At 45.9% G+C, this 12862-nt stretch carries 11 protein-coding genes; all 11 read right to left on the bottom strand.

Annotated features, from left to right (window positions below; translation table 11 throughout):
• A partial coding sequence (locus AWV70_RS11275) for a translation initiation factor IF-2 N-terminal domain-containing protein (protein WP_201024356.1) occupies positions 1-380 on the bottom strand: 380 nt, incomplete at its 3' end.
• Complete coding sequence (locus AWV70_RS11270; protein ID WP_060207104.1) at positions 328-705, bottom strand: YlxQ family RNA-binding protein; 378 nt, start codon at positions 703-705, stop codon at positions 328-330. The genes AWV70_RS11275 and AWV70_RS11270, both read right to left, overlap by 53 nt.
• On the bottom strand, positions 702-980 hold the full coding sequence (rnpM, locus tag AWV70_RS11265) for an RNase P modulator RnpM (protein WP_060207102.1): 279 nt from the start codon (positions 978-980) through the stop codon (positions 702-704). The genes AWV70_RS11270 and rnpM overlap by 4 nt, the downstream gene beginning before the upstream one ends.
• A 19-nt stretch (positions 981-999) precedes the next feature.
• Positions 1000-2220, bottom strand: coding sequence for a transcription termination factor NusA (gene nusA, locus AWV70_RS11260; protein ID WP_060207100.1), 1221 nt, complete (start codon positions 2218-2220; stop codon positions 1000-1002).
• Positions 2221-2242: 22 nt separating this feature from the next.
• Positions 2243-2719, bottom strand: coding sequence for a ribosome maturation factor RimP (gene rimP / locus AWV70_RS11255; RefSeq protein WP_060207098.1), 477 nt, complete (start codon positions 2717-2719; stop codon positions 2243-2245).
• A 191-nt stretch (positions 2720-2910) separates the two neighbouring features.
• Positions 2911-7227, bottom strand: a complete 4317-nt coding sequence (locus AWV70_RS11250; protein WP_060207096.1) for a PolC-type DNA polymerase III — start codon at positions 7225-7227, stop codon at positions 2911-2913.
• 76 nt (positions 7228-7303) lie between these two features.
• Positions 7304-9004, bottom strand: coding sequence for a proline--tRNA ligase (locus AWV70_RS11245; RefSeq protein WP_060207095.1), 1701 nt, complete (start codon positions 9002-9004; stop codon positions 7304-7306).
• A 38-nt stretch (positions 9005-9042) separates the two neighbouring features.
• On the bottom strand, positions 9043-10302 hold the full coding sequence (gene rseP / locus AWV70_RS11240) for an RIP metalloprotease RseP (protein ID WP_060207093.1): 1260 nt from the start codon (positions 10300-10302) through the stop codon (positions 9043-9045).
• Between the two features lie 44 nt (positions 10303-10346).
• Complete coding sequence (gene dxr, locus AWV70_RS11235; protein ID WP_060207107.1) at positions 10347-11492, bottom strand: 1-deoxy-D-xylulose-5-phosphate reductoisomerase; 1146 nt, start codon at positions 11490-11492, stop codon at positions 10347-10349.
• 22 nt (positions 11493-11514) lie between these two features.
• The gene (locus AWV70_RS11230; protein WP_060207091.1) at positions 11515-12309 is read right to left on the bottom strand and encodes a phosphatidate cytidylyltransferase; all 795 of its coding nucleotides are present in this window, start codon (positions 12307-12309) and stop codon (positions 11515-11517) included.
• Positions 12306-12812, bottom strand: a complete 507-nt coding sequence (gene uppS / locus AWV70_RS11225; RefSeq protein ID WP_268777702.1) for a polyprenyl diphosphate synthase — start codon at positions 12810-12812, stop codon at positions 12306-12308. The genes AWV70_RS11230 and uppS overlap by 4 nt, the downstream gene beginning before the upstream one ends.
• Between the last annotated feature and the right edge of the window lie 50 nt (positions 12813-12862).

Genomic DNA, 12862 nt, shown 5'->3' with positions numbered 1-12862 from the left:
CGGTTGCCACCTTGAGCTCCTTGCCCTTGACGTTGACCGCCTTGTGCTGGTCGGTTGCCGCCTTGAGCTCCTTGCCCTGGACGCTGGCCGCCTTGTGCCGGTCGGTTGCCGCCTTGACCGCCTTGTCTCTTATTGTCCGGCGCATTGCCTGCAGGACGAGCAGCATTCGGAGTTGGCTTCCGGTCATTTTGTCCACTACGTTTGTCGGACGGAGTTGAACCGCCTTTACCAAATCGTTGATCCAATTTTGATGTCGCCTCTTTATCCAGCATCGACATATGGTTCGTTACATTCACATTTAGTTTCCCAAGCTCTTCGATGACTTCTTTACTCGTCCGATTCACTTGTTTCGCGTATTCGTGTACACGTATCTTCGTCATTAGCCCACCCCCGGTTATATTCGTTGAGGAGCCCGGATGCTTTTTTGGCAAAGCCGGCATCCGTTAACGCGAGTACGACCCGCGACTCTTTTCCGATTGCATGGCCGAGAGCTTCCCGGCTCCCGAACACATGCTTCTCAACGTTGTAAAAAATACATTTATCATTCACTTTTTTTTGCGTGTTTTTTGAAGCATCTTCAGAAACGATGACTAAACGTGCATTACCCGAACGCACTTCTTTGACGACCAGCTCTTCGCCGGTAATCAGTTTCCGGGCTCTTGCAGCCATTCCTAACAATTGGAAGATTTCCGTAGGATGATTCATTTCAATGCCTCACGACGGATTGCATGCAGCAGGTCATCATAGACTTCTGCTGGCACCGATGTTCCAAGCTGGCTTTCAATCGATCGATTGCGTTTGGCTGCTTCAACAGCTTCTTCAGTTTTCGATACGTATGTACCACGTCCTGATTTTTTGCCTGTCAAATCGACTGAAACTTCACCTTCCTTTGTGCGGACAATGCGAATCATTTCTTTCTTTGGCAACATCTCGCCTGTCGCCGCACATTTACGCAAAGGGATTTTCTTTTTGCTTGTCATGGGCAGTCATCCTTTCTACTCAGTTATCTTCGTCTGTTTCAGAATATAAATCGATCGTTTCCAACTCAGTTTCTTCTTCCGGTTCATCGTCGAAATACGGATCATCATTATATTCATCGTTTCCATTTTCGGTAACGGCATATACATCATTATCAAATAGTCGTTCTTCAACCGAATGTTCGCCAGAAGGAGGATAGATGCCTAACTCGCGTGCATCTGTCTCACTTTTGATGTCGATTTTCCAGCCTGTCAATTTAGCTGCCAACCGGGCGTTCTGTCCACGTTTCCCGATTGCCAATGATAATTGGTAATCCGGCACGACAACCGTAGTAGATCTGTCCTCTTCATTCACTTGAACGTCCAATACTTTGGAAGGGCTTAATGCATTCGCCACAAAGATGACAGGATCCTCGGACCATTCCACGATATCGACCTTTTCTCCGTTCAATTCATTTGAAATGGATTGGACACGTGCTCCGCGGGAACCGACGCATGACCCGACAGGATCGACCTCTTCATTATTCGTATGAACTGAGATTTTCGAACGGTCTCCCGCCTCGCGGGCAATTGATTTGATTTCAACAGTACCGTCATAGATTTCCGGAACTTCCATTTCAAACAACCGGCGTAAAAGCCCTGGATGCGTACGGGAAACAAAAACTTGAGGTCCTCTCGACGTACGCTCAACTTTCGTAATGTATACCTTGATGCGGTCATGCGGCTGGTAGGACTCCGTAGTGATCTGTTCGCTTGCTGGCAGCACCGCCTCCACTTTTCCAAGCCCTACATACAAGTTTCTTGCGTCCAAGCGCTCGACGATTCCGTTGACGATGTCATCTTCCCTGTCAACATATTCATCATAGATCAGACCGCGTTCTGCTTCACGGACACGTTGCGTAACGACTTGCTTCGCAGTTTGCGCTGCGATCCGGCCGAAATCACGTGGCGTCACCTCTTCTTCGACGATATCTCCGATTTCATATGCAGGGTTGATGGCTTCCGCATCTTCAAGGGAGATTTGCAGTCTTTCGTCTTCCACTTCTTCAACGACATCTTTACGGGAATAGACTTTCATCGTCCCTTTATCCAAATTCAGATCGACGCGCACGTTTTGCGCCTGGTTAAAGTTTCTTTTATACGCGGTAACAAGAGCCGCCTCAATTGCTTCCACAATTACATCCCTCGAAATTCCTTTCTGCTTTTCAAGGGCTGTCAATGCATCGAGTAGATCACTACTCATAATTAATCACTCCTATATTCAATTATGCGGAAAAATCGATTGCTAGTCGTGCGAATGCGATTTTTTCCTTTTCGATGACGACTTGCAATTTCCTTGTCTTGATGCGGATTTCAACTTCTGCAGCATCAGGACCGTAAGAAAGCAAGTATCCTTCAAACTCTTTCATGCCGTTGATCGGTTCATACGTTTTAATGAAAACATATTGCCCAACCGCTTTGTTAAAGTCCTCTTCCTTTTTAAGCGGACGTTCAGCGCCGGGCGAGGAGACCTCAAGGAAATAGTTCTGGGAAATCGGATCTGTACGGTCCAGTTCTTCGCTAAGCCTTTCGCTCACGAGTGCGCATTGTTCAATATCGATGTTCCCTTCCGGTGTATCGATATAAACCCGTAAAAACCAGTCCCTACCTTCTTTTACAAATTCAATATCGACTAATTCCAACTCAAGGTCATTCACTATCGGACTGACGAGCTTTTCAACTTCTTCTGTAATTTTACTCATCATAACCCTCCCGAGATTTGATTCAAACTTGTCTTATACGAATAGACAACAGAAAAGAGCGGGAAATCCCACTCTTTTTCGCAAGACATATAGCAAAAGTTGCTCCAATTGTACCATCTATTGGGCGTTATTGCAAACAATGTGCAAAGCGGAGTCTAGACGACGTCAATGCTCGTCGTTGCCAATTGCGATCAGAAAAGAGAAAGTTGGTTCGAATCTGGCATGCCTTCCAAACAGCCTAATGAATCCATATACTCAATGACCGTTTTCGAGACTCTTCCCCGCTGCTGAAGATCTTCCTTCGATAAGAATATGCCATCCTTTCGAGCTTCGACGATCGTTTTGGCAACGTTCGTCCCTAGGGAAGGTATGGCGTCGAACGGCGGCAACAATTGATTGCCATCGATAAGAAATTCCGAAGCGTCGGATTTATAAAGATCCGGTTTAGCGAATGAAAAGCCCCGCTCGTACATTTCCAAAGAGATTTCCAGTACCGTGAGCAAGTTCTTTTCTTTAGGTGATGCTTCCAAGCCCTTATCATTGATCTCTTTGATTTTCGCCCGGATGGACGCATTCCCTTTCGTCATTGTCGCAAGATCATAATCGGTCGCACGAACAGTGAAATACGCCGCGTAATACATGATCGGATGGTGCACCTTGAAATAGGCAATTCGAAGCGCCATGAGAACATAAGCGGCAGCATGCGCTTTCGGGAACATGTATTTAATCTTTTTACAGGAATCGATATACCAGCCGGGCACTTGGTTCGCCTTCATTGCTTCTTCGAATTCAGGCGTCAGCCCTTTCCCTTTCCGTACCGATTCCATTATTTTGAATGCCATCGCTGGCTCAAGCCCTTGGTAAATCAAGTAGACCATAATATCATCACGACAGCCGATCACATCTGACAATTGGCAGATCTTGTTTTGGATAAGTTCTTGCGCATTGCCAAGCCACACGTCGGTCCCATGCGAAAGTCCGGAAATCTGAATAAGCTCCGAGAATGTAGATGGTTTCGTTTCCTCAAGCATCTGCCGTACAAATCGTGTACCGAATTCCGGTACGCCCAACGTACCTGTCTTGCAATCGATCTGCTCCTCTGTGACGCCAAGTGACGACGTCCCGCTGAACAGCGCCATGACTCCTTCATCATCCGGCGGAATCGTTTTCGGATCGATGCCTGAAAGGTCTTCGAGCATTTTGATCATCGTCGGATCATCATGTCCCAGAATGTCTAGCTTCAAAAGGTTGTTGTCGATCGAATGAAAGTCGAAATGCGTTGTCCGCCAGCTTGAAGCAGTGTCGTCTGCCGGGAATTGGATCGGTGTAAAATCAAAGATATCCATATTGTCCGGAACGACGATGATTCCGCCCGGATGCTGCCCGGTATTCCGTTTGACACCTGTACACCCTTGCACGAGACGATCAATTTCCGCGCCGCGCAGATGGAGGTTATTGTCATTCATATAGCCCCGGACGTAGCCATATGCTGTCTTTTCAGCAACCGTTCCAATTGTACCCGCCCGATACACATAGTCTTCACCGAAAAGCTCTTTCGTGTAGTTATGGGCATGTGCTTGGTACTCACCACTGAAGTTCAAATCGATATCCGGAACTTTATCCCCATTGAAGCCAAGGAAAGTTTCGAACGGTATATCCTGGCCATCTTTTTTGAACATCGTTCCGCAAGACGGGCACGCTTTGTCTGGCAAGTCAAACCCTGAGCCTACAGAGCCATCATCGAAGAACTCAGACGTCTTGCATGATGGACAAACGTAATGCGGCGGCATCGGGTTTACTTCCGTGATTTCCATCATCGTTGCGACGAGGGAGGAGCCGACCGATCCACGGGAGCCGACAAGATACCCATCATCCAATGATTTTTTTACGAGCTTATGCGAGATAAGATAGATAACTGCGAAGCCGTTGTCAATAATCGATTTCAATTCTTTCTCGATCCGCGCTTCAATGATTTCAGGCAATTGCTCTCCATAAATATGGCGTGCCATTGAATAAGTCAAATCCCTAACTTCATTATCCGCTCCGACAATCGTTGGTGTATATAGATCATCTTTGATGACTTTTACATCTCCGATACGTTCTGCAACTGCATGGGGATTATCGATGACAATCTGCTCTGCAACTTCATCGCCTAAAAACGCGAAATGTTCGAGCATTTCATCAGTCGTCCTGAAATGGACTTCAGGCAAGGAGTGGCGGTTCATCGGATTTGCTCCGCCTTGGGAACGGACAAGAACTTGACGATACGTTGCGTCCGTCTCGTCAATATAGTGGACATTCCCGGTCGCACATACAGGAAGCCCAACCTTTTTCCCTAGCTTGATCATCTTCCGCATAATATCTTCCAAATTCCATTCGTCCCTAATCAATTCCAATTCGATCAAATGGGAATAGGCAGGTTTCGGATGCAATTCAAGGTAGTCATAGAAGCCAGCGATTTCTTCTACTTCCTCCATCGACTTCTGCATGAGACCTTCGAAGACTTCTCCTTTATCGCACCCCGATCCCACAAGGAGCCCCTTGCGGTATTTCATCAATAAAGAACGAGGGATACGAGGAACCCTGTAAAAGTAGTCCATATGAGAAATGGAGACGAGTTTGAAAAGATTCTTCAGGCCTTCATCATCCGTTGCGAGCAATGTACAGTGAGATGGCCTCGATCGTTTGTAGGCATCTCCTTCGCCGATATTTTTATTGAAATCATCCAAGTATTCGATCCCTTTTTCCGTAGCAGCCTCTTTCATGAGCTTGATGAACAGATATGCTGTCGCTTCGGTATCGTAAATCGCTCGGTGATGCTGCGTCAATTCAATATCGAACTTTTTAGCCAATGTATTCAATCTATGATTGCGCATTTCCGGATAGAGGAACCGAGCCATTTCAAGTGTATCGATGACCGGATAACTTTTGTCATGAAGACCGGCCTTTTTGCTCGCTTCGTAAAAGAAGCCCATATCGAATGACGCGTTATGTGCGACAAGGATTGCATCACCAATGAACTTCTTGAAGTCTTTTATGACTTCCGACACTTCAGGGGCGTCTTTGACCATATCATCTGTTATTCCAGTAAGTTCAGTCGTGGTCGATGATAAAGGGTGATGGGGATTTGCAAACCTTTCAAATCTTTCCTTAAGTTCACCATTGACCACTTTGACCGCAGCCAACTCGATGATTGTGTCATACACGGCGGACAAACCTGTCGTCTCAACGTCAAATACAACAAATGTATCGTTTTCGAGCTCTCGATGCTGCTCATCATAGACAATCGGAACTCCGTCGTCCACCAGGTTCGCTTCTAAGCCGAATAAAACTTTTATGCCATGTTTCTTGCCCGCGGCATATGCTTCAGGAAACGATTGGACGTTCGCGTGATCGGTAATTGCAATGGCAGGATGCCCCCATTTTGCCGCTTGACCGACTAAAGCCGATGCTGATGTCACTGCATCCATCTGACTCATCGTCGTATGTGCATGCAGTTCAATCCGTTTCCGGCCTTCAGGGGCGTTATCTTTTCTAATGACCGGAGAGACTTCCATGATGTCTTGGGCCATCATAATAAGATCCCGTACGAATGTATCGTTCTGGATGCTGCCTCGTGCCCGCACCCATGCACCTTTTTTCAATGTTTTCATGAGCTCCGCATCTTCGTTATCCCGCGAAAACATTTTTACGAGAATGGAATCGGTATAATCGGTCACTTTGATCGTGAGCAAGGAACGGCCGCTTCTCAATTCCCTTACTTCAGCATCGAAAACATAGCCCTCAATTGTCACACGTCTTTCTTCATCCTGTATCGTCTGAATGTCGATGATCGGTTCGTCGGGTTTGATTGGGACTCCCAAAACGAATGGCCTGTTCCCGACATCACCGTTCTCCTTCTTCATCGCTTCCATTTTTTGAAGGTTTGCTAAGGCGTTCTTCGCGTACGCTTCTTCTTCCGCTGCTTTCTGAGCTAGAAACGCAAGCCGTTCCGCTTCGTTGGCATCATTCTCTTCGGTAATCGTGAATTCAATAGCCATCGAAGGAAAACCGAAAGCTTCGTACACTTCGGCGATGAGGCGTCCGTATTTGTTTTTCATCGTTTGCTGTTCGAAGTCATTTACACAAGTCAAAGTCATTTTCTCGCCGACAAATACAGGTTTTTGACCGATGAGCCTTTCGCGGATCGGCGGAGACATGTCCCTCAATTCCTCAATAACATGCGGCCAATAACTGATGATCAAATCCGGATCTCCTTCTGTTGTACGTACTTTTATTTGAAGGCGCACCGCAGCTATGGACGTAAAGGCTTCCGTCATCCTTTGTTGGAATAATTGATAGATGTGAACCGGCAACGTTTTTTCAAGTTCAACATTAAATTGCCATATTCTCGATTTACGATGAATATCTACTCGTTCCAAAGTTCCTTGCTCGAAATAGGTGACCGTCTGATCATCTGTCATCCCAATCTGTTGCAGCAACGTGAGTAATTTTACTTTTGCATCCATATGTATCCTCCCCCCGTTTCGTACAGTGAAAAGAAGGGAAGCACCAGTTTCGGCCTCCCCTCCTTCCCATTTATTTTCAGCCGAAATAGGCTTGCAGCTTTTCGGTCACTTCTTCTTTTTGCCACTCGACCGTTTCACCAGTAGCGCGGAATCTCACTTCAACGATCCCTTCCTGCGCTTTCTTTCCGATAGTAAGACGAACTGGCAATCCGATCAGATCTGCATCTGTGAATTTCACACCCGGTCTTTCATCTCGGTCATCATGCAATATGTCATATCGATACGATGTCAACAGATGATACAGCTCTTCAGACAGTTTCTCCTGCGCCTCATCCTTCATATTGATTGTGACAAGATGAATATCATATGGCGAAAGTTGCTTCGGCCATCTCAATCCATTTGCATCATTATACTGCTCCGCGACAGCTGCAAGGATGCGTGAAACACCTATGCCATAGCAGCCCATTATATACGGTTTGGCTTTTCCGTTTTCATCTAGATACGTTGCTTTCATCGGTCCGCTATAGACAGTACCCAATTTAAAGATATGGCCAAGTTCGATTCCTTTCGCAAATCGGATTGTTCCGATGCCATCCGGCGATGGATCCCCTTCTTCGATGAATCGCAAATCAAGATAACGTTCGATTGCGAAATCCCGTTCAGGATTCACATTCATCAAATGGCAGCCATCTTCGTTTGCCCCGCAAACGCCGTTTACAATCTTTTCGACGGCGAAGTCGGCATATACATGCAGATCAAGAGGGAGTTTGACGGGACCGATGGAACCTGCTTTACAGGAAAGCATTTCTTCGATTTCATGTTCAGCGGCAAGTTCGATGTCATTTGCCTGCAATGCATTTTTAAGCTTGATTTCGTTAATATCGTGATTGCCGCGAGACAAGACGACAACTAGCTTTTCATCCACTTTGAAGATGAGCGTCTTGATCACTTTCGAACGATCGATGTTCAAGAAATCCGCCACTTCCCCTATTGTCCTTTGCCCTGGCGTATCGACTTTCACAAGATCTTTTACTGCTTCTTTGGACTTTACATATTCGGTATTGACTTCAGCCATCTCAATATTTGCGGCGTAAGAGGAAGCGTCACTATAAGCGATTGTGTCTTCGCCGACATCAGATAACGCCATGAACTCATGTGTTCCTTTGCCTCCGATTGTGCCACCATCAGCAATGACGGCGCGGAAATCCAAACCGAGCCTCGAAAAGATATTCGAGTAGGCTTGCATCATTTCAGCATACTTCTCTTCTAGACTATCTTCGTTCGAGTGGAATGAATAGGCATCCTTCATGATGAATTCCCTACCCCGAAGCAACCCGAATCTTGGCCGTTTCTCATCCCTGAACTTCGTTTGGATCTGATAGACCGTAAGAGGGAGCTTCTTATAAGATTTCACTTCATCCCGAACAAGCGATGTGATCACTTCTTCATGAGTTGGCCCTAAAGCCATTTGGCGATCATGGCGATCCCGGAGCCTGAAAAGTTCAGGACCGTATGCATCCCATCTGCCGGTCTCTTCCCAAAGCCCAGAAGGCTGCAACGTCGGCATGAGCATTTCAACTGCGTCGATTTTCTCCATCTCTTCCCGTATGATGTTCTCAATCTTTCGAATCACTTTCTTTGCTAACGGGAGAAAGGAATAGACACCGCTCATATGTTGGCGGATATATCCTGCCCGAAGCAGAAGTTGATGGGATATGATATCGGCATCCGTCGGTATTTCACGCATAGTCGGGATGAATGTCCGTGATTGTTTCATGAAGATTTCACCTCGATTTTCAATGTTGAGCTATCGTTTTAAAAAAAGAACTTTTGAATGTCATTCCAGGTGACGACGAGCATAAGAACCATCAGTAACATGATGCCGACGAAATGGACCATGCCTTCTTTCTGTTTGTCGACAGGTTTGCCACGTACTCCTTCAAATAGGAAAAAGAGCAATCTCCCGCCGTCCAATGCTGGTAATGGCAAGAGGTTCATGATTCCCAAGTTGATGCTTAATACGGCTGCCCAGTTCATAAGGGAGAATATGCCCCATTGCGCTACTTCCTCTGTCGCTTTGTAGATGCCGACAGGACCGCTCAATGCATCAATTGTAAACTTGCCTGTAACGAGCATGCCGAGAAGTTCGAATATCCTCATTATCCAGCTATATGTCTGCTCCGCCCCGAAAGCGAATGCTTTTAATGCATTCTTTTCCACTGGGCTTTCATACATGACGCCAATCTGTCCGAATTCATTTCCTTCTTTGACTACTTTCTCAGGAACGACCGCCAACGTCACCATTTCTCCAGCTCTTTCCACTTTCAATTGAATGTTGTTTCCAGGGTTTTCCTGAATTGTTTCGGTGAATTCCTGCCAGCTTTCGATCGGCTTCCCGTCCACTTCCTTGACGAAGTCTCCAGCTTCCATCCCTGCTGCATAAGCAGGGCTGTCGTTGACGACTTCCTTTATGATCGGCTCATTTGTTGGAATGCCATGCAAAAGGCCAATCGCCAAAAAGATAAAGAAAGCAAGGATGAAGTTGAAAAGCGGTCCCGCGAAGATAGCCATTGCCCTGCTTCCAAGCGGCTTTGAATCGAATTGGCGATCATAAGGTGCTATAAGTGTTTCCTGCCCTTTTTCATAGATGACAGCATCACGGGAAACGTTGTATTTTACAAGATTCCCATCCTCATCGTACCCTTCTATGAAAAGTTCTTTGCTTAAATCGGCCGATTCCGTCTCCAAAAATAAAACATTTGGATTTGAGACATCACGGTTCAAATAGATCTTTTCGATTTCATCATCATTATTCAGAATGACGCCTACACGGTATCCCGGCTGTAATTCGACTGTATCGAAATCCTCGCCAGCCATCCTGACATAGCCGCCAATCGGAAGGATTCGGATTGTGTAAAGTGTCTCCTTTTTACGAAGTGCTAGTATTTTCGGTCCCATTCCGATTGCGAATTCACGTACCATGATTCCTGCCTTTTTCGCGAACAGGAAATGCCCTAGTTCATGAAAAAAGACGAGGGAGCCGAATATGATAATAAACGCGATAACGGTTTCCATTTAAAACCACCTTAACTGGCCCATGCGGCCATTTTATGAACTGCTTATTTCACCCTATCATACACCATTTTACGGGTGATTGAATCAGTTTCCAAAATCGTTTCTAGATCCGGAGTGGAAATCGACTGATGATTATCCATCATCCGCTCTACAATTTCCTCGATTTCCAGAAAAGGAATTTTGCCGCTCATGAACAATTGGACTGCCACTTCGTTCGCGGCATTCATCACTGTCGGCACCGTGCCGCCTTGTCTGCCTGCCTCGTATGCGAGAGCGAGTGCTTTGAATCTTTCAAAGTCCATCTTTTCAAAATGGAGTCTTCCGATTTCCTCAAGGCGAAGCGGCTTGGCATTTTGCATGGGAATCCGGTCAGGATACGTCATCGCGTATTGGATTGGCACCCGCATGTCAGGGGAGCCAAGCTGCGCCATAACGCTCGTGTCTTCGAACTCCACCATGGAATGGATGATGCTTTCCTTATGCAATAGGCATTCAATTTTGTCGTACGGCATGCCGAATAAATGATGAGCTTCAATCACTTCAAGACCTTTATTCATCATCGTGGCAGAGTCGATTGTCAATTTATTGCCCATTGACCAGTTTGGATGATCCAAAGCCTGCTGGACTGTGACGCCCTGCAATTGTTCCCTTGTCAAATCCCTAAAGCTCCCTCCAGATGCTGTCAGAATAAGCCGGGAGACCCGTTTGGGATTTTCGCCATTTAACGATTGGAAAAGTGCTGAATGCTCGCTGTCGACAGGCAGGAGGTCGACACCCCTCTTTCTAGCTTCTTCCATGACGATATCCCCTGCAGCTACGAGCGTCTCTTTGTTCGCAATCGCAATCGTGATGCCTTCATGGATCGCCTTCATAGTAGGTTCCAATCCAATGCTTCCGATGACTGCATTGACGAGCATGTCCGCGCCGGAATGTGCTGCCACTTCAATGAGACCCTCTTTGCCATGCATGAAACGCGTTTTGGGAAATTCCGATTGCAATGTTTCCGCGTCTTCCCTATGCATAACAGATACGATTTCCGGATGGAACTGCGATGTAATTTCTCTTACTCTCGGTATATTCATCCCAGCTGAAAAAGATACGAGCTTAAATTGCTCTTTGTTTGATTCGATAATATCGAGAGTCTGTGTGCCGATTGATCCTGTGGCACCGAGTAGACTTATTTTCTTCATCATATGAATAACTTCCTTTCCATTAACCGACTAGATGTAAAAAATGAATGAGCGGCAACACGAAAAGGAGACTATCGAAACGATCAAGAATTCCTCCATGTCCCGGCAAAAGCTTCCCGGAATCCTTTACTCCGAAATGCCTTTTCAATGCTGACTCGACCAAATCGCCCAACTGTCCAACAATCGAGGCGATGATCGTTACAATAATCAGCATCAAATAGGAAGGCGCTATCGGATAAAAGATTTGGAACACACATGCAAATAAGACGGCAAAGGCGATTCCTCCGACAAATCCTTCCACTGTCTTGTTCGGGGAGATCTCTGGCCACAGCTTCCGTTTGCCAATCTTTCTTCCTATAAAATACGCACCCGAATCTGTCGTCCAAATGACTAACAGTGCATAAAAAACGTACTCAAATCCGTAAAAACGGGTTTCAATCAAATAATAAAATCCGATACCGACGTATAATGCACTGAATGCTGTAAACGCCGCATGATCAAATGTGAACTTATTCTTTGAGATGACTGTATAAATCAATAAAATAAGAATGAGTGCAAACATCATTTCAATTTTTGTATAGCCGATCCACTGTTGGACTTCCACAGTCCATTTTGATGGCAGTAATAAAATGGCTAGTGCAATCCAGACGAGAATGCCTTCGAAAGAAAAAATCCGGATCTCTTTCATGCGCAGCAATTCATACAATCCAACTGAAGCGATAATATAAATGGCGATAGTAAATGGGAGCCCACCGATGATGACAAGCGGGAAAAATATGGCCAATGCGGCGATCGCTGTTAAAATTCTCTGTTTCAAACTCCTTTATCCCCTTCCACACTTCCAAATCTTCGGTTGCGCATTTGGAATTCTTCGATTGCACTTAACATGCACGACTCATCGAAGTCCGGCCAGAGAACCTCTGTAAAGGAAAATTCCGAATAAGCTAACTGCCAAAGCATAAAATTCGACAATCGTACTTCCCCACTCGTCCGGATCAGCAAATCGGGTTCAGGCAAGTGTGATGTCATGAGACGTGACTCGATCAATGATTCGTCAATCTCTTCAATTGCTATTTGGTTGTCGACAGCAAGTCTTGCGATTTCTTTTACTGCCTCTACCATTTCTAGTCGGCTGCCATAGTTCATTGCAAAGTTCAAGACGAGTCCGTCATTGCTTGAAGTGGCGTCTATCGCTTTTACGATGGCTTCTTTCGTATGTGGAGGCAGGGCATCGAAATTTCCGATCATTTCCACTCTGACATTCTGTTCGATTAGTTCGGGCAAGAAGCGGATCTTTATGACTTTGAAGTCGGCTACCAAGCGCAGAAGATATTGGAAGAATTAAGAAAAGAAAAGTAGAGGGGACCCTT

This window comes from Sporosarcina koreensis, from assembly GCF_001531445.1.
Lineage (GTDB): Bacteria > Bacillota > Bacilli > Bacillales_A > Planococcaceae > Sporosarcina > Sporosarcina koreensis_C.
This window is presented reverse-complemented; position numbering and strand designations above follow the sequence as displayed.

What these genes read in the sequence shown, in the direction of transcription:
- rimP (WP_060207098.1), bottom strand. Translation starts at nt 2,719, where the DNA reads ATGAGTAAAATTACAGAAGAAGTTGAAAAGCTCGTCAGTCCGATAGTG.
- AWV70_RS11245 (WP_060207095.1), bottom strand. Translation starts at nt 9,004, where the DNA reads ATGAAACAATCACGGACATTCATCCCGACTATGCGTGAAATACCGACG.
- nusA (WP_060207100.1), bottom strand. Translation starts at nt 2,220, where the DNA reads ATGAGTAGTGATCTACTCGATGCATTGACAGCCCTTGAAAAGCAGAAA.
- AWV70_RS11270 (WP_060207104.1), bottom strand. Translation starts at nt 705, where the DNA reads ATGAATCATCCTACGGAAATCTTCCAATTGTTAGGAATGGCTGCAAGA.
- rnpM (WP_060207102.1), bottom strand. Translation starts at nt 980, where the DNA reads ATGACAAGCAAAAAGAAAATCCCTTTGCGTAAATGTGCGGCGACAGGC.
- dxr (WP_060207107.1), bottom strand. Translation starts at nt 11,492, where the DNA reads ATGAAGAAAATAAGTCTACTCGGTGCCACAGGATCAATCGGCACACAG.
- rseP (WP_060207093.1), bottom strand. Translation starts at nt 10,302, where the DNA reads ATGGAAACCGTTATCGCGTTTATTATCATATTCGGCTCCCTCGTCTTT.
- AWV70_RS11250 (WP_060207096.1), bottom strand. Translation starts at nt 7,227, where the DNA reads ATGGATGCAAAAGTAAAATTACTCACGTTGCTGCAACAGATTGGGATG.